The organism is Pseudomonas sp. Pseusp88, from assembly GCF_047303955.1.
GTDB lineage: Bacteria > Pseudomonadota > Gammaproteobacteria > Pseudomonadales > Pseudomonadaceae > Aquipseudomonas.
This window is the reverse complement of sequence record NZ_JBGLYM010000002.1, coordinates 21226-43090: the sequence shown is the minus strand read 5'-3', so window position 1 is coordinate 43090 and position 21865 is coordinate 21226. Positions and strand designations below refer to the sequence as shown.

General features: G+C 60.2%; 22 protein-coding genes. 12 read left to right on the top strand and 10 right to left on the bottom strand.

Annotation, left to right across the window (positions count from 1 at the left end; all coding sequences use genetic code 11):
- The first annotated feature begins 298 nt into the window (after positions 1-298).
- Together ACCD02_RS02520 and ACCD02_RS02515 are read left to right on the top strand one after the other, a co-directional pair.
- Positions 299-2494, top strand: a complete 2196-nt coding sequence (locus ACCD02_RS02520) for an OsmC domain/YcaO domain-containing protein (protein WP_413298375.1) — start codon at positions 299-301, stop codon at positions 2492-2494.
- 203 nt (positions 2495-2697) lie between these two features.
- The gene (locus tag ACCD02_RS02515; RefSeq protein WP_413298374.1) at positions 2698-3159 is read left to right on the top strand and encodes a hypothetical protein; all 462 of its coding nucleotides are present in this window, start codon (positions 2698-2700) and stop codon (positions 3157-3159) included.
- A 126-nt stretch (positions 3160-3285) separates the two neighbouring features.
- Here ACCD02_RS02515 and ACCD02_RS02510 read toward each other — a convergent pair whose 3' ends face one another.
- Entirely contained in the window at positions 3286-3624 is a 339-nt protein-coding gene (locus tag ACCD02_RS02510) for a hypothetical protein (protein ID WP_413298373.1), read from the bottom strand.
- Positions 3625-3861: 237 nt separating this feature from the next.
- On the opposite strand from ACCD02_RS02510, the gene ACCD02_RS02505 reads away from it, so the two are divergent.
- Positions 3862-4188, top strand: coding sequence for a hypothetical protein (locus tag ACCD02_RS02505; RefSeq protein WP_413298372.1), 327 nt, complete (start codon positions 3862-3864; stop codon positions 4186-4188).
- Here ACCD02_RS02505 and ACCD02_RS02500 read toward each other — a convergent pair.
- Positions 4185-4556, bottom strand: a complete 372-nt coding sequence (locus ACCD02_RS02500) for a VOC family protein (protein ID WP_413298371.1) — start codon at positions 4554-4556, stop codon at positions 4185-4187. The genes ACCD02_RS02505 and ACCD02_RS02500 overlap by 4 nt on opposite strands.
- Before the next feature lie 155 nt (positions 4557-4711).
- Between ACCD02_RS02500 and ACCD02_RS02495 the strand changes: the two genes are divergently transcribed.
- From ACCD02_RS02495 to ACCD02_RS02475, 5 genes are all read left to right on the top strand, one after another.
- On the top strand, positions 4712-5215 hold the full coding sequence (locus ACCD02_RS02495) for an isochorismatase family protein (protein WP_413298370.1): 504 nt from the start codon (positions 4712-4714) through the stop codon (positions 5213-5215).
- A 135-nt stretch (positions 5216-5350) separates the two neighbouring features.
- Positions 5351-6592, top strand: a complete 1242-nt coding sequence (locus tag ACCD02_RS02490; protein WP_413298369.1) for a DUF1835 domain-containing protein — start codon at positions 5351-5353, stop codon at positions 6590-6592.
- A gap of 139 nt (positions 6593-6731) precedes the next feature.
- A complete protein-coding gene (locus ACCD02_RS02485) occupies positions 6732-7289 on the top strand; it encodes a DUF6891 domain-containing protein (RefSeq protein ID WP_413298368.1) in 558 nt (185 codons plus the stop codon).
- Complete coding sequence (locus ACCD02_RS02480) at positions 7286-7726, top strand: hypothetical protein (RefSeq protein ID WP_413298367.1); 441 nt, start codon at positions 7286-7288, stop codon at positions 7724-7726. The genes ACCD02_RS02485 and ACCD02_RS02480 overlap by 4 nt, the downstream gene beginning before the upstream one ends.
- Positions 7727-7821: 95 nt before the next feature.
- The gene (locus ACCD02_RS02475; protein ID WP_413298366.1) at positions 7822-9363 is read left to right on the top strand and encodes a class I SAM-dependent methyltransferase; all 1542 of its coding nucleotides are present in this window, start codon (positions 7822-7824) and stop codon (positions 9361-9363) included.
- Between the two features lie 159 nt (positions 9364-9522).
- On the opposite strand, the gene ACCD02_RS02470 is transcribed toward ACCD02_RS02475, so the two are convergent.
- Entirely contained in the window at positions 9523-10263 is a 741-nt protein-coding gene (locus ACCD02_RS02470) for an SDR family oxidoreductase (protein ID WP_413298365.1), read from the bottom strand.
- Between the two features lie 125 nt (positions 10264-10388).
- On the opposite strand from ACCD02_RS02470, the gene ACCD02_RS02465 reads away from it, so the two are divergent.
- On the top strand, positions 10389-11318 hold the full coding sequence (locus ACCD02_RS02465) for a LysR family transcriptional regulator (protein WP_413298364.1): 930 nt from the start codon (positions 10389-10391) through the stop codon (positions 11316-11318).
- A gap of 36 nt (positions 11319-11354) precedes the next feature.
- Here ACCD02_RS02465 and ACCD02_RS02460 read toward each other — a convergent pair whose 3' ends face one another.
- Positions 11355-12050, bottom strand: a complete 696-nt coding sequence (locus ACCD02_RS02460; protein ID WP_413298363.1) for a tRNA (adenine(22)-N(1))-methyltransferase — start codon at positions 12048-12050, stop codon at positions 11355-11357.
- A gap of 253 nt (positions 12051-12303) precedes the next feature.
- Here ACCD02_RS02460 and ACCD02_RS02455 point away from each other — a divergent pair, with 253 nt between their 5' ends.
- On the top strand, positions 12304-12561 hold the full coding sequence (locus ACCD02_RS02455) for a hypothetical protein (RefSeq protein WP_413298362.1): 258 nt from the start codon (positions 12304-12306) through the stop codon (positions 12559-12561).
- A gap of 18 nt (positions 12562-12579) precedes the next feature.
- Here the strand turns inward: ACCD02_RS02455 and ACCD02_RS02450 are convergent, their stop codons facing one another.
- Positions 12580-13497 carry a LysR family transcriptional regulator gene (locus ACCD02_RS02450; RefSeq protein WP_413298361.1) on the bottom strand — a complete coding sequence of 306 codons (918 nt, stop codon included), beginning with the start codon at positions 13495-13497 and terminating at the stop codon, positions 12580-12582.
- Positions 13498-13624: 127 nt separating this feature from the next.
- On the opposite strand from ACCD02_RS02450, the gene ACCD02_RS02445 reads away from it, so the two are divergent.
- Positions 13625-13888, top strand: coding sequence for a DUF2798 domain-containing protein (locus tag ACCD02_RS02445; RefSeq protein ID WP_413298360.1), 264 nt, complete (start codon positions 13625-13627; stop codon positions 13886-13888).
- 6 nt (positions 13889-13894) lie between these two features.
- Here the strand turns inward: ACCD02_RS02445 and ACCD02_RS02440 are convergent, their stop codons facing one another.
- The 5 genes from ACCD02_RS02440 to ACCD02_RS02420 form a co-directional block, all read right to left on the bottom strand.
- Positions 13895-14386: a GNAT family N-acetyltransferase gene (locus ACCD02_RS02440; RefSeq protein WP_413298359.1), complete on the bottom strand. Its 492-nt coding sequence runs from the start codon at positions 14384-14386 to the stop codon at positions 13895-13897.
- A 7-nt stretch (positions 14387-14393) separates the two neighbouring features.
- Positions 14394-16637, bottom strand: coding sequence for an ATP-binding protein (locus ACCD02_RS02435; protein ID WP_413298358.1), 2244 nt, complete (start codon positions 16635-16637; stop codon positions 14394-14396).
- Between the two features lie 326 nt (positions 16638-16963).
- Complete coding sequence (locus ACCD02_RS02430) at positions 16964-18397, bottom strand: efflux transporter outer membrane subunit (RefSeq protein WP_413298357.1); 1434 nt, start codon at positions 18395-18397, stop codon at positions 16964-16966.
- Entirely contained in the window at positions 18394-19974 is a 1581-nt protein-coding gene (locus ACCD02_RS02425) for a DHA2 family efflux MFS transporter permease subunit (RefSeq protein WP_413298356.1), read from the bottom strand. Before ACCD02_RS02425 ends, ACCD02_RS02430 begins: the two co-directional genes overlap by 4 nt.
- Positions 19967-21076 carry an HlyD family secretion protein gene (locus ACCD02_RS02420; protein ID WP_413298355.1) on the bottom strand — a complete coding sequence of 370 codons (1110 nt, stop codon included), beginning with the start codon at positions 21074-21076 and terminating at the stop codon, positions 19967-19969. Before ACCD02_RS02420 ends, ACCD02_RS02425 begins: the two co-directional genes overlap by 8 nt.
- A gap of 98 nt (positions 21077-21174) precedes the next feature.
- On the opposite strand from ACCD02_RS02420, the gene ACCD02_RS02415 reads away from it, so the two are divergent.
- Positions 21175-21864 (top strand): CerR family C-terminal domain-containing protein, encoded by a 690-nt coding sequence (locus tag ACCD02_RS02415; protein ID WP_413298354.1) that lies wholly within the window; start codon positions 21175-21177, stop codon positions 21862-21864.
- The last annotated feature ends 1 nt before the right edge of the window (position 21865 follow it).

The following is a 21865-nucleotide window of genomic DNA, read 5'->3' as shown; positions in this document are numbered from 1 at the left end:
ATGTTTGCTGTAAAGCCAGAGCAGCCCCTTCGCGGATGAATCCCACAGATCCGACGATATGCACGCGCTACTGTGGGAGCGAATTCATTCGCGAAAGCGGCATAACAGGCGATAAATATTCATCGGATGTACTGGCCTCTTCGCGAATGAATTCGCTCCCACAGGGTTCGGCGATTCAGCAGGTTTTGGCGTGTTTACAGGAGAGATCATCGACCCACAGCACATAGCCAAAGACTTCCCGCAGAAAAACCGGATAATGGCGGCCATTCGTTTGCTCGCTTATTGATGGTAATGCCACATGGAAATCAAGGTTAACTTTCTCGACAACCTTCGACTTGAAGCCAAGTTTGATGACTTCACGGTGATCGCCGATCAGCCCATTCGTTACAAGGGCGACGGTTCGGCACCGGGTCCATTCGATTACTTTCTGGCTTCGTCGGCGCTGTGTGCGGCTTACTTCGTCAAGTTGTACTGCGATACCCGCAATATCCCCACCGATAACATTCGCCTGTCGCAAAACAATATTGTCGACCCGGAAAACCGCTACAACCAGATCTTCAAGATTCAGGTCGAGTTGCCTGCGGATATTTCCTCCAAGGATCGCCAGGGCATCCTGCGTTCAATCGATCGTTGCACGGTCAAGAAGGTAGTGCAGGCCGGGCCTGAGTTCGTTATCGAGGAAGTTGAAAACCTTGATGCCGATGCCCAGGCGTTGCTGATGCCGAGCCTGGCGTCCGGGGCCAGTACCTTTATTGCGGGCAAGGACCTGCCGCTTGAAGAAACCATTGCCAATATGTCCGGCATTCTCGCCGGTCTGGGCATGAAGATCGAGATCGCCTCGTGGCGCAATATCGTGCCCAATGTCTGGTCGCTGCATATCCGCGACGCCCACTCGCCCATGTGTTTCACCAATGGCAAGGGTTCGACCAAGGAAGGCGCCCTGGCATCGGCACTGGGTGAGTTTATCGAGCGGCTGAACTGCAACTTCTTCTATAACGATCAGTTCTGGGGGGAGGAGATTGCCAATGCGCCGTTCGTGCATTATCCGGACGAGCGCTGGTTCCAGCCGGGCCCGCAAGATGAGTTGCCCAGCGAGATTCTCGACGACTACTGCCTGGAGATTTACAACCCCGATGGCGAGCTGTTTGGCTCCCATCTGTACGACACCAACTCCGGCAATATCGAACGCGGCATATGCTCGCTGCCGTTTGTGCGCCAGTCGGACGGCGAAGTGGTGTATTTCCCCTCCAACCTGATTGAAAACCTGTACCTGAGCAATGGCATGAGCGCCGGTAATACCCTGGCTGAGGCTCAGGTGCAGTGCCTGTCGGAAATCTTCGAGCGCGCAGTCAAGCGCGAGATCCTCGAAGGCGAACTGGCGTTGCCCGATGTGCCTCAGGAAGTCCTGGCCAAGTACCCCGGCATTCTCGCCGGTATCCAGGGCCTGGAAGAGCAGGGCTTCCCGGTGCTGGTCAAGGATGCCTCCTTGGGCGGGCAGTTCCCGGTCATGTGCGTGACTCTGATGAACCCTCGCACCGGTGGCGTATTCGCCTCGTTCGGCGCGCATCCGAGCCTGGAAGTGGCACTGGAGCGCAGTCTCACTGAATTGCTCCAGGGCCGTAGCTTCGAAGGCCTCAACGATCTGCCGCAGCCGACTTTTGAAAGCCATGCGGTGATGGAGCCGAACAACTTCGTCGAGCATTTCATCGACTCCAGCGGCGTGGTGTCGTGGCGCTTCTTCAGTGCCAGGGCCGATCATGAGTTCGTCGAGTGGGACTTCTCCGGCCAGGGTGAAAACTCCAATGCCGAGGAAGCCGCAACCCTGTTTGGCATCCTTGAAGAGCTGGGCAAGGAAGCCTATATGGCGGTCTACGAGCACCTGGGGGCCAAGGCCTGTCGTATCCTGGTGCCGGCTTATTCGGAAATTTATCCGATCGAAGACCTGATCTGGGATAACACCAATAAGGCGCTGTTCTTCCGCGAAGATATCCTCAACCTGCACAGCCTGGATAACCGCGACCTCAAAAGCCTGCTCAAGCGTCTGGACGAAAGCGAACTGGACGATTACACCGACATTACCACCCTGATTGGCATCGAGTTCGACGACAACACGGCCTGGGGACAGCTGACGATTCTCGAATTGAAATTGTTGATTCAACTGGTCCTGAAGAAATACGACGATGCCAAAGAGTTGGTCGAAGCCTTCCTGCAATACAACGACAACACTGCCGAGCGTGGTTTGTTCTATCAGGCGTTGAATGCGGCGCTGGAAGTGCAGTTGGACAGTGATCTGGACATGGCAGACTACGAAGTCAACCTGCGTCGCATGTTCGGCAACGAGCGCATGGACGCAGTGCTGGGTTCGGTGGACGGTAGCGTGCGCTTCTACGGCCTGACCCCGACCAGCATGAAACTGGAAGGGCTGGACCGGCATCTGCGCCTGATCGACAGCTATAAGAAGCTGCATGAGGCGCGTGCTCGATTGGTCGGTTGATCCGACCGATAACGTTGAACAGGAAAAGCACCTCAGGGTGCTTTTTTTATCGCGGTGCGCCGTCCGTGTGAATTGCTGTGAAATCTCTGTGTCTTTGCGAATTGCTGTGAAGCCCGCAGTTGGGGCTAATGGCTTCATGCTACCGTCGTGGACGTAGGCATCGTAATCGCGATATGCCACAAATCCATGAAGGAGCAGAGCCGATGTCGACCGTATCGCCCGCTGGCAGCAACCCGACGCCCCAGAAGTCCACGACGTCGGCCTTCGACGACAAACTTAATATTGCCAAGTCCAGCAAGACTGTTGCCGACTACATGCGCCAGAACGGCAAGTCAGCCATTTCCGGTCAGGAACTGGCGCAACTGGCCAATAACACCTCGGGCAAGGTGCCGGCCGATGTTTCTGCCGCTGCCCAATATATGCAGCGTCACCCGGATGTCTTCACCGCCATCGAAACCCATGACGTCGCCGGTGCCGACAACCTTTCCGGTGTATGGAATTTTGACTGGGCCGCCAACGGTGGACTCAACGGTACGCCGACTGATGCCATCGCCAGGATGCAGGACACCTTTGACCTGGCGATTGCCAAGTCTGCGCAGATAACTGAAATCACCACGGGCAAAAAGGCCGAGCTGGATTCAACCAAGCAGCGGCCCAGTAACTGATAAGGTGCAAGGCAATCCTTGTGGGAGCCGGCTTTGCCCGCGAAGAGCTAGGGACAGGCGATACACCTCCTGTGCCCAATCCATCGCCTTCGCGGGTAAACCTCGCTCCTACGGGTTCAATTCAGCTTACCAACGACCGTAGTCGCGACCATGATCGTAACCGTAACCGCGGTCATGGCCCCGGTTGTAATAACCGTAGGGCGGTGGTGGGGCGCGGCGGTATTCGACGACCCGGGTTACCGGCACATAGGCCACCGGTTGGTAATAGCGTGGTTGTGGCGGGTAGGCCCGATACTCAGGGCGATAGTGATCGTGGCTCGAACCGCTAAGTGCCGTGGCGACAATGGCTCCCACTGCTGCTCCGGCGATAACAGGCACTATCACATCGCGCTCGCTGGCGGATGCCGTACCTGCTGCAACAAGGCAACCGGACAGGATCAAGGCTTGGGTTATCTTCGAAAACATGGGTGTCTCCTCTGGCGAGATAAGTGGGTTCGCCATGGACGTATCTAACACCCGATTCGTGTAAAGAAAGGTCTGGATTCGGTAAAGATCAGGTAAAGCACGGGTTACCTGTACAACTATCGGTGCTATTGATAGTGAGCATCACGCATTATCAGTTCTGTTCTGTGCATATAACTGGAAAATAGCGAACATAGAAGACCCTGCTCTCTCAGCAGAATATCGTCCAGGATATCGCCCATGCGCTTTTCACTTGTCCCTGTTCTCGCCATCGCCAGCTTGCTGCTGTCCGCTTGCGCCTCCACGCCCAACCAGCCAACGGAGACTTTGCACACCAGCAAGAGCCCTGAAGAGTACACCGACTGCGTCATGCCCAAGTTGCAGGGGCCGACCCAGGTCCCGACCCTGACCCAAACCCAGCGCCACTACAAGATTGTCGTCGCCAGCGCACTCACCGCAGACAACATCCTTGAAGCCTACAAGGCGCCCACCGGCGGCAAGATTTTCCTGTATGAACGCGGGCTGCTTGCCAACAGCTTCAAGCACGCGGCACAGGAATGCCTTTAATCGGCGGATGATGCAAACGCCCTGTTGGTGATCACGATGTTATTGCCATTGGGATCCTGGGCATTGGCAAAGCAATAACCATCGGCCTGGTGCATGGAGCCAAACTCCAGACCCCGGGCCAGGCATTGCTGCTTGAATCCTTCGACGTCTTCGATATCAAAGCCCAGCTTTACCGTGACCTGTCCGGTTTTGACGGCCTTGCCCGCCAGATGCAGCATCAGGATCGCGCCACCACCCGGAGCCCGCAGCTCGACGATGCGGTCGCCGTCCTTGCGGTGGCTGACAAAGCCGAAATGCCGCTCATAGAAATCGCAGGTGGCCTGCATGTCTCTGACGTACAGCACGATGCGATTGAGTATCGGTGTCATGGGGGCTTCCTTGAGTGCGGCAGATTATCAATCGTGATGCGGCGCATCTTCAGGGGGCTGGCGGGAATTGTCGAGTGGACGGTGGGAGCAAACCCCACCCGCAAGCGCCTGTGACGATATACTCCGCGCCCTCAGCAAGCGTTCGGGAGAGGCCCATGCGGCAGGTGTTGCTTATCGTTGATGTCCAGTCCACCTTCAGTCCGCCCGAATGGCTGGTCGATGGGGTGCGGGCGTTGTCCGCAAGGATCCCGACCGTTGCATCGATCGAGCTCCATGATGAACAGGTGACCCCGTTCAACCGGCAATTGGGCTGGTACCCGGCTGCCGAAGACGAAAACCTGGTCGAGGCGGACAAGGTCTTCGTCAAGCACGGCTACGGGCAAACAGCGCAAACCATCGACTACATCAAGCAGCTTGGCGCGGAGCGCGTGCTGGTGTGCGGCCTGCAGACCGAGACTTGCGTGCTCGCTGCCGGTTTTGCCCTGTTCGATGCCGGGCTGACCCCGACACTGATTACCGACCTGACCGTAGGCTCGTCCCTGGATCGCTCTGGCAAGCTGGGTATCAGTCTCTGGGAGCATCATTTCCGCCAGGTCACCACCCGGGCAGAGGTGATTGCCGGGCTGGATGCCTGGCCACAGCACATATTGCTTCGATAACCGCTTGCCGCTAAAGTCTGACCCCGGGCGTGCGCTGCGCCTGCGGTCCGCGCGAAGGGGTAACCCAGGCACTGTTGCACAATTCTCTATTCCAGCTCCGGCTTGTCGGCGGACCGAGCCCTTCAAGGAGTTGGCATGCCCGCTATTCCCGCTTCCCGTCATCACGGTCTGCTTGATCTGCCGGCCCTGCGCAAGCGCGCCAAACGTCTGCTCAAGGCCCTGAAAAATCACGAGGCTGAGGACATCAGCCAGCAACTGCGCACCCTCGGCGTTTCAGGACCCGATTACCGTCTCGCTGACACCCAATGGCTGGTGGCCCGAGAGGCCGGTTTTCCCAGCTGGCCAAAACTCATCGCCCACGCCGACGCTGTCGCCTTTGCAGCCCATCACCCAGGCTTTACTGCGGACGGGGAGGCGAGGGTGCAGCATTGGCGCTGCGGCAATGATATAGAGCACAGCTTGCGCACTGCGGGCTTCACCGGCGCATTTCATATGTTCGATGATCCGATGGTGATGGGGCCGGTGCCTGCATTGTCCGAAGATCAATACTGGGCCGTGCGCTCGGCCTACGTACAGCAGGCATTCGGGCTCAACGAGCGCGATGCCGAACAACGCCAGGCCACGCAGCGCGCAGCATTGGCCCAGTTGAGCGCTGACAGTGAGGTGGTGCTGTGGTGTGAAGGCGATGCCTATGACCAGTTATTCCTGATCCGCCTGCTGGCAAGCCTGCCCGTGTTGCCGCGTCGACTCGAATTGATCGAAATTACCCAGGTGCCCGGTATCGAGCGTTTTATCGGCATCGGCCAGTTGGCACCGGACCTGCTCGCCTGGCTATGGCCGCAACGCCGCGCCCTGGGTGAAGACGCCCTGGCATTGGCGCGTCAGGCATGGACCGCCTATACCGCCCCCGATCCCACGGCCTGGGCAGGCCTTGCCGCTCAGGATCATTCTGCGTTGCCACTGCTGGCGCCTGCACTGGCCCGGCAGCTTCAGGAGTTGCCGGGTGCAGACGACGGCTTGAGTCTGACCCAGCGCCTGGTCTTGCGTATTCTTTCGACCCATGGCGAACTGCCGGCTGGCAAGGTGTTTGGCCAGCTGATGATGAGTTACGAGCCGTTGCCTTATCTGGGCGACCTGATGTTTCACACACTGCTTCGGGCACTGATCGATGCGCCGTTCCCGCTGATCAACGAGTTGCCGGGCGAACGCTGGCAGCACCGGACGCTGGGCCTGACCGCGCTTGGCGAGCAGGTCCTGGGCGGGCAGACGCACTGGCTTGATCTGCACCCCGCCGAGCGTTGGGTTGGCGGGGTGCGCATCGTTGCCGATCAGGCACCTTGGCTGGTGAGTCGCGAAGGACGGGTGTGGCGGCGCTGACGTGAGCTGGCAAGGCTCTCCGGATTCAATTCGGCGGAATGTGAACGGGTGCTCATCAACGTCATGGAGAGCAGTCGCTCCCGAACTCAAACGTCCTTTGTGAGTCCATCATGGGCACGTTTTCCAGGGAGAAACACCTATGTCCGAGAGTGATGAGTATGTGGCCGACAGCATCAAAATGTGGGTCTGGTCCGGCTTCTATACGCTGGAAGAAATGGACGAGATGGTCGACGACATCATTGATGACGATTGCGATGTCCCGGCGCTAAAGGCGCTGATCCTGCCAGAAGTGCAGCGTAAGCTCGAAGCTGAACGCTCATGGCCGCAGGTCACGGCCTGCGATCGACTCGATGAGGTTTTCTATCACCTGCATGAGGACGGTATCTGCGCACTGTCCAATGCCGGTTACACGATGTCTGACGGTTTTTCGGATGTCGCGCAAGCCGTTCACGAAGCACCCACCGGGCATTATCACGGCTACTGCTTCTATCACGGGCAAGACGTCGAGCGCGCGGTGGAAGCCAATGATCTGATGATTGCCTTTGGTTCACTGGACGACGATCCGGGGCGCAGTCTCAAGGTGGGGCAGCGCGTGGCCGAGGTGCTGAAAAATGCAGGCTTTGACGTGCATTGGGATAACACGGTGGAGCAGCGCATCCAGCTGCCTGCTTTCAAGTGGCAACGCAGATCGCCATGACCGGTCACGATACAGCCGACGAAGTCGATATCGCCAACAATTCAGGTACGCGTTCTCGTGCCGTTCCGCTGTCGGCCCGGGGCGGTAGTTGGGGCGCGTTTGTGTTTGGTGGTGTTTGGGCGTTGTGTAACGGGGTCTGGTTCGGTGCACTGAGCTTTCTGGCCGTGCTGACGCCGTTGCTGGCACCGCGGTTGACCCCGTTCGCGGCCCTGGTCACGCTCTTCGGCGCGGGTGTGTGGCTTTACCTGGCCGCCCGCGGACGCTCTTTGGCGTGGGCCCACAAACGCTGGGCCAGCTATGAAGCGTTTGACGCTACGCAGCGCACTTGGTCGAAGGTGGCCAGGCTGGTATTTGCCGGGGGACTGGTGGTATCGGGGATACTCGCAGTGGCGTTCTGGATGATGCTGAAGGAGGGGTTGAGTGCGATGAAGGGCTGAGGCTCTGCGCACGCTGACGGTCTTTGTGCTTGTGGTGGGTGATGGCTCTACTCTATAAGAGGGCAATAATAACTCCCACAAAAAAAGGACGGGCTATGAGTAATTCCTGGAACGAAGGTTATTTTACCGACGAGGGGTATGTTTTCGGATATTGCCGCGAGATCAATCCTGTATTCCAACGTTATTGTCTGTTGCTGCGTGGCTTTCACACGCTGGAAAGTACCGAGGCCTACCATTGCGAGCTGGGTTTTGGTCAGGGTGTCTCGATCAATATCCATGCTGCCGCCAATCCAGGATCTTACCTGGGCACGGACTTCACCCCATCCCAGGCAGCCCATGCCAATGCCCTGGGCGCCACGTTTGGCAGTACCGCACGCTTATATGACGACAGTTTCGAGCAACTGCTGGCCCGTGCCGACCTGCCGCAATTCGACAGCATCAGCCTGCACGGTATCTGGAGCTGGGTCAGCCGCGATAATCAGAAGCTGATCGTCGAATTCGCCCAGCGTTACCTCAAGCCAGGTGGCCTGTTGTACGTCAGCTACAACTGCCTGCCGGGATGGTCTCCGCTGGCGCCGTTGCGCAAGCTGTTCAGTCTGCACGACCGGTTCGCTTCCCACGCGGTTCGCCCGGCCGACCGTATAGATGCCGCCCTGCAATTCTCTGAAGTGGTGCTGGCTGCCAACCCCAACTATGCCAAGACGGCCCCGAACCTGGACGCCAAGCTGCAGAGCATCAAAGGCGAGAATCGCCAGTACGTGGCCCATGAGTATTTCAACCGTGATTGGGACTGCGTTTACTTCACCGATGTAGTGGACGCCCTGGCTAACGCCAAGCTCGACTACGCAACCACTGCGGTACCGCTGGACGCGGTGGACCCGCTTAACCTGAGCAGCGAAGGCATGGATGTGTTGGAGGCTATCGAGCACCCCATCATGCGCGAGCAAGTGCGTGACTACTTCGTCAACCAGCCATTTCGTCGGGACCTGTATCAACGCGGTACCCAGCGACTGTCCGCGTCGGAACAGCGCGAGGGCATGCTCAATACCCGCTTCGTCATGCTGCAGGTTGCAGAAAGCGTATCGAGCACGGTGAAGGGGGCGGCAGGCGAAGCTTCGCTTCAGGTCGAAATATATGGCCCTGTGCTCGAGGCGCTGGCGGCCAAGACCTACGCACCGAAAACACTGCGCCAGTTGGCGGGCGCTGTACCGCAATTGACCTATGACGCGCTCGAGCAGGCGGTCAACGTGTTGGTGGGTATGGGCGCTGCGGCACCTTGCCAGAGTGAAGCGGCCGAGAAGCAGGTTCAGGCGCGCTGCACCACGCTCAACCTGCAATTGTGCAAACGCTCACTGCTCAACGACCAGATCCAGACCCTGGCCAGCCCGGTAACCGGTGGCGGCGTGTCGGTGGGCCGCTTCCAGCAGATGTTCCTGATCGCGATCAAGCAAGGCAAAAAGCAGCCTGCGGAATGGGCGCAACTGGCCTGGGACATTATCGGCGATCAAGGCGAAGGACTGGTCAAGGATGGCAAGGCACTGACCACTGCCGTAGAAAACATTGCCGCCCTCACCGAACAGGCCGAGGCGTTTGCCGAAACATCTTTGGTTATTCTCAAGGCACTGAAAATCGCGTAACCAACCGCGGGGTGCAATCTGCAGCGGTCTCGTAACTGGAGTCTATCTCGCGCAACACGATACCGGCGAAGATGGCCCCTTTGCACAGGTCAGGCAGTGATCATGCCTGACCTGTTCGCCAGCAATCGAGCCACGCCTCACGCGTAATCGGCCATCGGCTCAGGCAAAACCGCCATTGGCGCGAAGTACCTGCGAGTTGATCCAGGCGCCGTCGGGACCTGCCAGGAAGGCGACCGCGTTGGCAATGTCTTCAGGCGTACCCAGACGTTCCAGGGGCGCCAGGTTGGCGATCTGCCTGATTTGCTCGTCACTTTTGCCCTCAAAGAACAGGTCGGTGCCGACAGGGCCGGGCGCTACGGCGTTGACGGTGATGCCCCGTCCGCGCAACTCATTGGCCAGTACGTGTACCAGTCCCTCGACACCGGCCTTGGAGGCGATGTAGGGGCCGTAGGCCGGGAACGACTTGGCGATCACGCTGGTGGACAAGGCGATGATGCGCCCACCTTCCTCGATATGAGCCGCCGCCTGGGCCAATACCAGAAATGCGCCGCGCAAGTTAGTGGCAATGACCTTGTCGAAGTCAGCCAGGCTGCCCTCGGTGATCATGGCCATGGGCATAACACCCGCGCTGTTGACCACCACGTCAATATGCCCGAACGCTTGTTTGGTGCCATTGAACAAGGCCGCGACCTCGTCGGGATTACCGACGTCCGCCTGAATGGCGATGGCTGTGCCGCCAGCGGCCTTGATGCTTGCAACGGTTTCCTCGGCCCTGGCTGCGTTATGGGTGAAATTGATCACCACGGCAAAACCGTCGGCGGCCAGGCGCGTGGCGATGGCCTGGCCGATGCCACGGGAGCCGCCGGTTACAATGGCCGTTTTCACTGCTTGGTTATTCATAAGTTGCTCCACAGGCAAAAGAGAGTCGGATCCGATTGATCATGAAGCCATTGTGCTTGTTTGCCTGGAGCGGATAAATACCGCTACATTGATATCAAAATTCAACCAGGGACAACAATCAACCCATGGATCGTTTCGATTCGCTGCAGTTGTTTACCCGTATTGTCGAACTGAGCAGTTTCAGCCGGGCAGCCGCCATGCTGGGAATTCCCCGGGCAACCGCGACCCATGCCATCAAGGAGCTGGAAGCCAGGCTCGGCATCCGCTTGCTCGACCGCACCACTCGGCATGTGAGGCCAACCCTCGACGGTCAGGCGTTTTATGAACGGTGCGTCTTCGTGCTCAGCGAGCTTGACGACGCGGAGTCGTCCCTGCGTCTTGTTGCGTCCAATCCCCGTGGCATGTTGCGCGTGGACATGCACGGCACCCATGCAAATCGGATCGTTCTGCCCCGGATCAACGAGTTTCGTCAGCGCTATCCCGGCATCGACCTGACGGTCAGCGGCGGCGACCGCCTGGTCGATCTGGTGCGCGAGGGGGTGGATTGCGCGATACGTGCCGGTACGCCACGTGATTCGAGCCTGGTGGCGCGGCCGCTGGCTGTGATGCCTCAGATCATCTGCGCCAGCCCGGATTACCTGTCCCGCTTCGGTACGCCGCAAACGCCGGAGGAGTTGCCCAGCCATCAGGCGGTCAGGTTCTTCTCCAGCAGCGGCGCGGTGGATTATCCGTTCGAGCTGCTCATCAACGGCCAGATTCGCGAGTTCGCCCTGGAAGGCTGGATGTCGGTCAACGATGCCGAAAGCTACGTCGTTTGTGCACTGCGTGGCTGCGGTCTGATCCAGGTGCCGCGGTTCCATATCGAAGAAGAACTACGCGCGGGGCTGCTGATAGAGGTATTGAGTGACTGGACCAGTCCGGGGCTGTCGCTGTCGGCGATCTATCCGCATCAGCGGCATCTGTCGCCCCGGGTGCGCGTGTTCATTGACTGGTTGAGTGAGGTGTACAAAGACCGATTCGGGCCGCTTCCTGCCGCGCATCTGCTGTCAACCTGAGTCTGGTAGCGTTGCTGTTGGCGCAGAGCAGGCGCCTCAAGCCAGCAGTTCATCGATCCAGCGCACTTGTCGGGCCAGATCCTGCACCTTTTCTTCGGGCAAGGCCTTCTGCGCTCGGGCGAAGTTGCTCAGAGTGCGCTGTTTCTGGCGCAGCCTGCGTTGCCATTTGGCCAGAAACGCCGGGCTGCGTGCCTGCATCAGCAGCGGGCCGAAATACAGCTCTTCGGCGCTGTATGGCTGCCGCCCAGCGCGCTCGGCGACGATGATTTCGTAGTCGAAACGGTTTTCCCGTAGCAGTTCCTCTACGAGGATTTGGTAGTCGTTGTCCATCAGCCATTGGCGCAGTGGCTGCTCGCCGCCGTTGGGTTGCAGGATCAGGCGCTCCCGACCGCTCAGGCGTGCCTTGCCACTGGCGAGGATATCGCGGATGGTCTCGCCGCCCATGCCGCAGATACTGATCGCGGTGATGCCATCCTGTACCTCGATTGCTGCCAGGCCATCGGCCAGGCGCACACTGATCTGTGCGCCCAGGTCGTTATCGGCCACGGTGCGTTCGGCGGCGTGGAAGGGCGTCAACGCCACTTCGCCAGCCACTGCCGCGACGACGGCGCCTCGGCGCAACAAGGCCACGGGCAGATAACCGTGGTCCGACCCGATATCAGCCAGGCGCGCACCTGCGGGCACATGGGCTGCCACTCGCTCCAGGCGCATGGACAATGTCTGTTCGTTCAACGCTGACCTCTATCAAACAGCACAGCTGTTAGCTGAATTGGAATGGGATTCGGTAGGCGGATGTTGGCCGCGCGCTAGCTCAGGCTTCTGTCCTTCTGAGCGGATCGCGGCGCGATTGTGTCGGCCATGGCCGTACATTTCAAATTTTTGCAGCAACGGAGCAATAGGCACAGATCAGGGAGGATTTGGCAACGCTCGCAGGGGTGACCTGGCGTAGCTTGGGCTACACGTAAAGAGCAGTGCATTTGAGGCAATGGGCGCTACGCCGGTCTTCAGTGCCGTCACTCGGCGCTGCGCCAGTGCGATGGTGACCGAAAGCTTCACGCCGCAGTTTCCGGTGGCCCTGATCGAAAAGGATTTCGACTATTTCATCGAGGCGGCAGAAAGTGGCGCTGCACCGACGATTGCCGCTGCCCGCCAGGTATTCAGTGACGCTATTGAACAGGGCCTGGGCGAGCTGAACATGACGTTGGTGGTAGCCTTTAAGCCAGGTCGTCCGAATGCTGAGTAGCCCGTCCTTGCGCTCGTTCTAAGCAGTTTCACTGCGCAGCGCGTCTTCCAGGAAGTCGATGAATGCACGCACCTTGGCATTCAGCGCCGAGCGCTCGGTGACGCAGGCATAGATATCCATCGGCTCAGGTTCCGCGCAGGCGAGGTTACGGCTGTCAGGCTGAAACAGCTGCAGCAGTTGGCCACTGTCGATGAATGGCTGGGCGACGAAGCTGGCAAGGCGGGCGATGCCGCCGCCGTTTGCGGCGATCCGGGCGATGATATCAATGTCATCGCAGACGAAGCCCGGCTTGACCCTGGCCTCGAAGCGTTTACCGTCGCGGACGAAGTTCCAGGGCAGGAAGCGGCCATCGGTTGGATAACGAAAGACCAGGCAGGCGTGCTGTTGCAGGTCGTCTGGCGTGGCCGGAGCGCCCGCGAGGTCCAGATATGCGGGCGAAGCGCAGAATACGAACGGACGTGAGGCGATATGCCGCGCGATCATTTGATCGGTCAACTGCGCCTTGATGCGGATGCTGACATCGATCCCCTCCAGCCGGTGATCGACCCGTCGATCGGTGCTGATGAGTTCAATTTCGATGCGCGGATAGGCGGCGCTGAACGCAGGCAGCAACGGCGCCAGGACGTGACGGCCGAATGCAGCGGTGGTCGCAATGCGCAGTGGCCCCTGGGGTTCACTGGCGACCGTCGCCGCCTGGGAGGCGAGTTCGATATCGCGGGGTATATGGCGGACCTTGTCGAAATAGCGCGTGCCGCTTTCGGTGAGGGCCATGCTGCGGGTTGTGCGTGACAGCAGGCGCACGCCCAGGTGTGTTTCAAGCCGCGTGATGCTCTGGCTCACCGCCGCAGCACTCATGCCCTGGGCCCTGGCCGCCGAGGCAATGCTGCCGTTTTCCACGACGCGGATAAACGTATTGATCAAGCCGAGGATGTCCATCGGGCTCCTGCCACTGGATTCGTCAATTTTACTTACGGATGATTCAAGCTCGGCATCTCTACCGGCGCATCAGACGGATTGTTAGGTTAGCTGCTGTTCGCTGATTACCTTTGACAAGGACTGACCGATGACCGATAGCACGGCAAGAAAAACCAGTTATATACGCTTCCCCAAACAGGCGACGCCCTATGTCTTCGCCCTCTACATGGCAACCATCATGGCGTTTCTGATGTGTCTGGTCATTACCCTGGCCGAGTTCGGCATGGACGAAAACTACATGAAAAATGTGATGAATGCTTATCGGGTAGCCATGCCGTCGGCATTTGTCTGCGTGCTGATCGTGCGTCCCATCGTTGCCCGGCTGGTGGCCTGGACGGTACATGGTCACTGAGGCTGGCTAGAGCGAAAGCTCGTACCGCCGCTCCTTGTCGCCCGGGGAGAGCGGCGCAGGCAGAAACCCGCAACGCTGCAGTACTTTCTGTGAACCGATATTGTCGTCATAGACATAAGCCGCCAGCCGCGTCAGACCCCAGCGGGTTTGCGCCTGCTGGATCAGATGCTGCAGTGCCAGGGTTGCCAGGCCTTGGCCACAGGCGCGCTGCCCGACCCGATAGCCTACTTCGGCAGAACTCTCGGGTGAGTGGATACTTTTCAGATTTGCCCGCCCGACAATCTCACCATTGGCATCTTCGATGACGAAGGGGTGCCAGGTGCCTTCTGCGAAGTCAGTCAGGTAGCCTGCAATGTGTTCGGCGACGCCCTCTAACGAGTAGAAAGTCGGGTCGCGGGCTTCGATATGAGATTCGAACCACTCGCGGTTGTGGATTTCGAATGCAAGCAGAGCCTGCGTGTCCGTACGTCTGAGCTCCCGGATTTTGAATGCTGTCATTACGTGCTTACCTGATCGGAGTGCGAGCATAAAGCGTTTCGCCCAGCAATTCACACACCCGCGATGTCAACGCTTCGACCGCGAATGGTTTGGTCAGCACCCACATACCCGTACCCAGATGGCCATTGCCGAGTGCGGCGTTCTGCGCGTAACCGGTGATAAAAAGAGTTTTGAGCCCTGGTCTGACTTCTCGTCCAGCATCGGCCATCTGTCGGCCATTCATGCCGCCCGGCAAGCCGACATCGGTAATCAGCAAATCGATATGTACGTCGGAGCGCAGCACTTTCAGGCCAGCGACGCTGTCAGCTGCCTCGATCAGGGTGTAGCCCAATTCGCCAAGGGCATCGGTCAGCAGCATGCGTACGGTCGGTTCGTCGTCGACAATCAGAATCGTCTCGCTACCCTTGGATGTTGGCCCTTGTTCCTTGTCAGTAACCGCCTCGACTGTCGCTGCCTCACCTGCGTAGCGCGGCAGATAGATGCTCATGGTAGTGCCCTGGCCAACTTGTGAGAAAGCCCGGACCTGCCCGCCGGACTGTTTGGCAAAACCGTAGATCATCGACAGGCCCAGGCCAGTGCCCTGGCCGAGGGGCTTGGTGGTGAAGAAGGGGTCGAATGCCTTGGAAATGATGTCGGGGCCCATGCCGGTGCCGGTGTCGCTGACGGACAGAACAACGTATTCACCTTCGGGGATGTCGTGGATGCCGGCGATTTCACGATCCATCCATTGATTGGCAGTCGCGATGGTAATGCTGCCGCCGTCAGGCATGGCGTCACGGGCGTTGATGCACAGGTTCAGCAGGGCGTTTTCCAGCTGGCCTGCATCGACCAGCGTCGACCACAGACCAGAAGCGCCAATGGTCTCGACCTGGATGCCCGGACCCACCGTACGTTGCACCAGCTCGGTGATGCCGGTCATCAGCGTGTTGACGTCGGTCGGTCGCGGGTCGAGGGTCTGACGGCGAGAGAAGGCCAGTAATCGATGAGTCAGCGCGGCGGCGCGTCGGGTTGCGGCCTGGGCGGCCTGCATGTACTTGTCGACTCCATCCAGGCGACCCTGGAGGATTCTGCTGCTGATCAATTCCAGGGAACCGGATATGCCGGCCAGCAGGTTGTTGAAGTCGTGGGCAATGCCACCAGTCAACTGGCCGACGGCTTCCATTTTCTGTGACTGACGCAGTTTTTCCTCGGCCTGCATCAGTTCCCTCGTGCGCTCGGCGACGCGCTGTTCCAGTGTCTCATTGAGTGCCCGCAACGCCGCTGTTGCACGATCGCGCTCGCCTTCGACGAAACGCCGTTCTTCAACGTCGATGAGGACGCCGGGAAAGCGCAGCGGGGTGCCGTCGTCGGCCCGTTCCACGCGGCCGTTGGCTTCGATCCAATAATAATTGCCGTCTGCGCGTCGTACTCGATATTGATGGGCGTAGGCACCGGCGCGGCTGATCGCCTCGGCGATAGCAGTCTTGAGGCCGTCGAGGTCGTCGGGGTGAACAGTGGCAATGACCTGCTCGAGACTGAGGCCTTCGCGCCCTAAAGCCGGATCCAGGCCAAACGACCGAGCAAAGCCTTCGTCCACGACAAAGCGGTCAGTGGGCAAATCCCAGTGCCAGGTTCCGATGATCGCCCCGGCCGCCAGGGCCAGCTTTACACGTTCGACGCTTTCCCGGGCAATCGCCTCGCTGGCGAGCAGGCGTTCCTGAGCGCTGCGTCGTTCGGTGACATCGCTGAAGAAGATCGCGATCTGCCGATCAGCCGGATCGCCAACGCGTATGGCTCGCACGTCGAACCAGCGCTCGAAGGCTTTGGCATAACTCTCGAAATTCGCCGGCTCCCCGGTCTTGGCCACATGGCCATAGGTTTCGAACCAGAAACTTTCCAGATCGGGTGCGAATTCGGTGACCCACTTGCCTCGCAGATTCACCCCGGCCTGCCGTTCAAAAGCCGGGTTGGCCTCCACGAAACGGTAGTCGATGGGGTGATCGTCGGCATCGTACTTGACCTCGACTATGGCGAATGCTGCTTCGATGGTTTCCAGAATGGTCCTGAAACGTTCTTCGCTTTGGCGCAGGTCTTTTTCGGTGGCGCGCAACTGTTCAAGGTCATGCATTGCCAGGCGGTATTGCTCATGGATGTCGTCAAGGCTGGCGGGGCTTCTCAGCGTCGCCGGATTCGCAGCTGCGCGAAGACGCCTGACCTCGGCCTCTAATTCTTCCCTGGTAAGGCATTCCAGATCCGCCCGCCAATTGTGCATCGTTCTTTCCTGAGCTGGACTTTGATAATCAATTATCTAAGACAATGAAATCAGAAACGCTGGAAAGTTGCATCAGGACATATGCGCACTGAAACAGTGCTGTTGGTGGGAGCCGGGCTTGCCCGCGAAGAGAGCCATGCGGCAGTTCTGACGATACGCACTGTCGCGCGGCAAACCTGGGATCCGGAGGAGCCGGCTTGCTCGCGATGGCGTCAGTTCAGCCAACGAATCTCTTGCGAGCGCTCCGCGCTCAATCGCCAGCAAGCCGGCTCCTACGTAATCTCATTCCAATTCCGATGGTTGCGTTGGGATAGGCCGCACCGCTATTACAGACGCCATCCCAACCCCAGAGATTTATGCAGCGAAGCAAAGTCCTTGAGCAGGGTGGCATCGGCGGATATGCGTTTTTCCTGGGCCTGGAAGCGGGTGCGTTCGGCGTCCAGCCAGTCCAGCGTGCTGGCGGTACCGGCGCGGTAGCGTTGCCGGGTCAGGTCGGCGGCGCGTACAGCGGAGGCTTCGACGTTTCGCAGCAGCACGACGTTCTGCCGGTCGTGGCCGTAGCGGGCCAGGGCCACATCGGCGTCGCGCAAGGCAGTGAGCACCACGCTGCGGTACTGCGCCACGGCTTCGTCGCGGGCGCCCTGGGCACCTTCGACGCTGGCAGCGACGCGGCCGAAGTCGAGGAAGTTCCAGGTCAGGCGTGGCAGTACCAGCCAGGTGCCGTTGTCTTTGCGCAGCAGGTGGCCGGGGTCGGCGGCGGAGAACGACAGGTCGCCCATCAGGCTCAGCTTGGGAAACCAGTCGGCCTGTTTCTCGCCGATCTGTGCGTTGCTGGAGGCCAGTTTGCGCTCGGCGGCGCGGATGTCCGGACGGGCCTGAAGAATCGCCGTCGGATTGGCAAAGGGCACATGTTCGGGAATGCCCGGCATGGCCTGTGGCACGCTCAGGCGGCTTCGCAGTACCCCCGGTTCCAGGCCGCAGAGCAGGCCCAGTTGATCCATGGACTCGATGATCGAAGCTTGCAGCGGCAGGCGTTGCGAGCGGGTGTTTTCCACCTGGGTCAGCACCTGTTCCAGTTGCAGTTGCGAGGCCACGCCACGCTCACGGCGCTGCCGCGTCAGGTCCAGGGCCTGGCTGTCCATTTCCACGGTGGCATCGATCAGCGCCAGGCGCGTCTGTTGATCGCGCAGGTCGGCGTAGCTCTGGACCACTTCGGCGGCCAGTTGTACCTGGGTATCGGCCAGTTGCGCCCGGGACGACTCGGCTTCAGCCTGGGCCGCTTCGATGGCGCGTCGGGTGCCGCCAAACATATCGACCTCCCAGCTGGCATCGAACCCGGCCAGGTACAGGGTCAAGGGGCCGCGCCCACCGCCACCGCTGTTGCCACCGTCACCGTTGGAAAGCGCTGAGGTGTCTGGGGAGCGTAGTTTCAACATGGCCGCATCGCCGCTGACCTTGGGCATGGCATCGGCATGGGCGCCGCTGAGGCTGGCCCGGGACTGACGCAGGCGTGCCTGGGCCGTGGCGATATCGGGGCTGTTGACGAAGGCCAGGCTGACCAGCTCATTGAGCTGACGGTCATTCAGGGCCTGCCACCAACTGGCCGGAGAGGGTTCGCTCGATTCGCTACCGGCATTGGGCAGGCGCCCGGCGGCGAGGGTTTTCGGCGCGAAGTCGGGGGCGCCGTGGTAGTCGGGACCGACGGTACAGGCCGAGAGCAAGCCGAGGCTCAGGAGAAAGGGCAATGAACGAGCAATCATTTTCGGGAGCCTGCCTGCGCTGCGCGCGATTTCAGGATAAAGATCAGGGGCAGACAGGCCAGCATGGCCAGGCCCAGAGCATGGAATGCATCGTTATAGGCCATGACCGAGGCTTGCTGAGCAATGTCGCTGGCAACCTGGGTCAAAGCCTGGAGCGAAGCTGTGGTCGGGTCGCCGCTCTGCGCCAGGTAGCTGGCCGTGCTGCTGGCCATATGGTCCTGGGCCAGCTGGCTATTGGCATGGACACCTTCGCGCAACATGTCATCGTGGAAATGGCTGCGCCGGTCCATCAACACCCCGAGCAGGGCCAGGCCGATAGTGCCGCCCAGATTGCGCGACATGTTGTACAACCCGGCGGCATCACCCGCGTCATGAGCCTCTACCGAGCGCATCGATAGTTGGCTCAAAGGCAGCATCACCAGAATCTGGCCGAAGCCGCGCAATAGCTGTGACACCGTGAAGTCATGACCGACACTGGCGGCGGTCAGGCGGGTATCGAGAAAACAACTGGCCCAGTACAGCAACAGCCCGATCCCTACCAGCCAGCGCAGGTCGTAACGTCCGAGTATCCGGGGCAGCAGCGGCAGTACGAAAAACGCCGGGATGCCCGACAGCAGCATGATCGCACCGGCCTGTTGGGCGTTGTAGCCCGAGAGAATGCCGAGGAACTGCGGCACCAGATAGGCGGTGCCATACAGCCCCGCACCCACTGCGGTAGCGATCAGCAAGACGCTGCCGAAGGCGCCGTTGGTCATCAGGCGCAGGCTCAGTATCGGGGTGGCAGACCTGAGCTGGCCCAGGGCAATACCGAAGAAGCCGACCACCATGGTGACGCTCAGCCAGCAGATCAGCAGGGAGTCGAACCAGTGCTCGCGCTGGCCTTCCTCCAACACCACGGTCAGGGAACTGAGACCCATGGCCAGGCCGATGATGCCCAGCCAGTCAGCCTTGATGAAGCGCTCCAGGTTCATCTTCTCGACAGGCAGCCCGACCAGCAGCAGGGTGATCAAGGCAATGCTGATGGGCAGGTTGAGGAAGAAGCACCAGCGCCAGTTGATGTTTTCCGTCAGCCAGCCACCGATTACCGGTCCGAGCAATGGCCCGAGAATGGCGGTCATGCCGAACAGGGTGGTGCCGATGGCCAACTGATGCGGCGGCAGGCGGGTGCGTACGATGGTCTGGGCCGTGGGGATCATCGCGCCTCCGGCGAACCCCTGGCCGATGCGCCCGGCAATCATCGCGCCGAGGCTGGAAGACAGCCCGCAGAACATGGAAAAGAAGGTGAACATCAAGGCCGTGCCAATCAGGAAGCGGCGCAGGCCGAAGACCCGGGTCAGCCACGCCGCCAGGGGGATCATGACGATTTCCGACATCAGGTAGCCGGTGGCGATCCAGGTGCCCTCGGTGCCGGTTGCGCCGATCTGGCCCTGGATCTGCGGCAGGGCCGAGTTGGTGATGGAGATGTCCAGGGTCGCCAGCAATGCGCCCATGGACCCGGCGGCGACGGCGATCCAGTCGGTCAGCGAGGCGTTGCGCGGTGCTTCCTGGGGTACGGCCCCGGCGCGGGCCTCAGCCATGGTGAGGGTCCGCCTGGCCGGTGCGGGTGTCGATATCGACAGTGGCTGACAGGCCGGGCACCAGGGTCTGACGCTGTTCATCGGAGACATCCAGAACGATCCGTACCGGCACGCGCTGGACGATTTTGGTGAAGTTACCGGTGGCGTTGGACGGTGGCAGCAGGGCGAACTGGGCGCCGGTGCCGGGGGACAGGCTGTCCACCCGGCCGTTGAGGTCGTGGCCCGGCCAGGCGTCGACGTGGATGGTCACACTCTGCCCGGAACGCAGGCCGCCGATCTGGGTTTCCTTGTAGTTGGCGGTGAGGTAGACGGAACTCACCGGCACGACGGTCAACAGGCGGGTGCCAGGTTGCACGTACTGGCCGACCCGCACGCCACGGTCGGCGATGCGGCCGTCGAGGGGGCTGCGAATCACCGCGTCATCTACGTCGAGTTGCGATTGTGCTGCCTGCGCCCGGGCCACGCCAAGTTGCGCCTGGGCCTGTTTGAGCTGGGCCTGCAGGGTGCCGTAGCGCGTCTCGCTGGAGCGCAGCGCCGCTTCTTTGGCTGCCAGGGTGGCGCGGGCCTGCAACGACTGGTTATTGAGCTGCGCCAGGTGTTCTTCGGGCTCGGCACCGGACCGGGCCAGGGGCGCGTAGCGGGTGACTTCGCCCTGCGCATGACGGGCGTCGGCTTGTGCGCCCTGCAGCTGGGCGCGGGCTTCGGCAATGGTGGAGTCCTGTTGCACGAGGTCCGCTTGGGCCTTGGCCAGGTCCGCCTGGCGGGCCGCGATGGTGGCGGTGGCTTCGTCGGTGGCCGCCTGGTATTTGCGCGCATCCAGACGCACCAGTATGTCGCCGCGATGAACATTCTGGTTGTCGACCACCAGGACTTCGCCGACGTAGCCGCTGATCTTCGGCGCCACGCTGATGCTGTCCGCTTGCAGATAGGCATCGTCGGTGGTTTCAATAAAACGGCCTTCGAGCCACCAGTAAGCGGCCCATGCGACCCCACCGATCAACGCCGCAGCGGCCATCAGCAGGAGGATTCGGCGTGCCTTGCCGCGTTGGCCATTTCCGGTTGGCTCAGGGGTGGCTTGCACTTCGTCACGAACAGCGGACATCGTGGAACTCCGAATTTATACCAATCGGAATAAAATCGAATTTTCGCCAAAATTTGTCAACTGGTATATTTTTGTTTCTTTACTTGACTGGAGTGCCCATGGCTCGACACAAACCAGCCGCCGAGGGTGGCTACCAGCGCGGCGAAGAAACCCGCGCGCGGATCATCGAGGCGGCGGTAACGGTCTTTGGCAAGCACGGCTACGAAGGCGCTTCGACCCGGGATATCGCGGCCGCCGCAGGGGTCAACGCGCCCGCGATCCAGTACTACTTTGATGGCAAGGAAGGCGTCTACCTGCAATGTGTCGAGCAGTTGATTGAGTTTCTCTGGCAGCAGATGGGCGAACCGGTGGAAGCTGCGGAAAAAGCCTTGCTGGACCCGAATGTCGACGACCGGCAACTGATCGAGGCGACCCTGGGCATCCTTGGTGCGGTGATTTCCATGATCGAAGACAAGGCGGTGGTCTGGCGCGAGTTCCTCGACCGCCATCAGGAAGGTCTCCGGCTGGAAAGCGCCGCAGCGTTGTTCGAGGCCAAGTTCAAGGTCCGCGTGGGTGGAGTCATTCGCGTGCTGATTGCCCGGCTTGCGGGACTGGAAGTACAGGATGAGCGGGCCATCATTCACTCGATGGCCCTGTTCACCCAGGGGCTGGCCTTTCGTGCCCAACGCTCCAAATTGTTGACGGCGTTGAAGTGGAGCGCCATCAACGAAAGGGAAGTGCAACTGGTCAGGGACGTGGTGCTGACCCAGGCGCGCTTTACTCTGGAAGGATTGGCACGTAGCAAATGAC

Coding starts and splice junctions, on each gene's coding strand:
- ACCD02_RS02520 (WP_413298375.1), top strand. CDS start 299: ATGGAAATCAAGGTTAACTTTCTCGACAACCTTCGACTTGAAGCCAAG.
- ACCD02_RS02515 (WP_413298374.1), top strand. CDS start 2,698: ATGTCGACCGTATCGCCCGCTGGCAGCAACCCGACGCCCCAGAAGTCC.
- ACCD02_RS02510 (WP_413298373.1), bottom strand. CDS start 3,624: ATGTTTTCGAAGATAACCCAAGCCTTGATCCTGTCCGGTTGCCTTGTT.
- ACCD02_RS02505 (WP_413298372.1), top strand. CDS start 3,862: ATGCGCTTTTCACTTGTCCCTGTTCTCGCCATCGCCAGCTTGCTGCTG.
- ACCD02_RS02500 (WP_413298371.1), bottom strand. CDS start 4,556: ATGACACCGATACTCAATCGCATCGTGCTGTACGTCAGAGACATGCAG.
- ACCD02_RS02495 (WP_413298370.1), top strand. CDS start 4,712: ATGCGGCAGGTGTTGCTTATCGTTGATGTCCAGTCCACCTTCAGTCCG.
- ACCD02_RS02490 (WP_413298369.1), top strand. CDS start 5,351: ATGCCCGCTATTCCCGCTTCCCGTCATCACGGTCTGCTTGATCTGCCG.
- ACCD02_RS02485 (WP_413298368.1), top strand. CDS start 6,732: ATGTCCGAGAGTGATGAGTATGTGGCCGACAGCATCAAAATGTGGGTC.
- ACCD02_RS02480 (WP_413298367.1), top strand. CDS start 7,286: ATGACCGGTCACGATACAGCCGACGAAGTCGATATCGCCAACAATTCA.
- ACCD02_RS02475 (WP_413298366.1), top strand. CDS start 7,822: ATGAGTAATTCCTGGAACGAAGGTTATTTTACCGACGAGGGGTATGTT.
- ACCD02_RS02470 (WP_413298365.1), bottom strand. CDS start 10,263: ATGAATAACCAAGCAGTGAAAACGGCCATTGTAACCGGCGGCTCCCGT.
- ACCD02_RS02465 (WP_413298364.1), top strand. CDS start 10,389: ATGGATCGTTTCGATTCGCTGCAGTTGTTTACCCGTATTGTCGAACTG.
- ACCD02_RS02455 (WP_413298362.1), top strand. CDS start 12,304: ATGGGCGCTACGCCGGTCTTCAGTGCCGTCACTCGGCGCTGCGCCAGT.
- ACCD02_RS02450 (WP_413298361.1), bottom strand. CDS start 13,497: ATGGACATCCTCGGCTTGATCAATACGTTTATCCGCGTCGTGGAAAAC.
- ACCD02_RS02445 (WP_413298360.1), top strand. CDS start 13,625: ATGACCGATAGCACGGCAAGAAAAACCAGTTATATACGCTTCCCCAAA.
- ACCD02_RS02440 (WP_413298359.1), bottom strand. CDS start 14,386: ATGACAGCATTCAAAATCCGGGAGCTCAGACGTACGGACACGCAGGCT.
- ACCD02_RS02435 (WP_413298358.1), bottom strand. CDS start 16,637: ATGCACAATTGGCGGGCGGATCTGGAATGCCTTACCAGGGAAGAATTA.
- ACCD02_RS02430 (WP_413298357.1), bottom strand. CDS start 18,397: ATGATTGCTCGTTCATTGCCCTTTCTCCTGAGCCTCGGCTTGCTCTCG.
- ACCD02_RS02425 (WP_413298356.1), bottom strand. CDS start 19,974: ATGGCTGAGGCCCGCGCCGGGGCCGTACCCCAGGAAGCACCGCGCAAC.
- ACCD02_RS02420 (WP_413298355.1), bottom strand. CDS start 21,076: ATGTCCGCTGTTCGTGACGAAGTGCAAGCCACCCCTGAGCCAACCGGA.
- ACCD02_RS02415 (WP_413298354.1), top strand. CDS start 21,175: ATGGCTCGACACAAACCAGCCGCCGAGGGTGGCTACCAGCGCGGCGAA.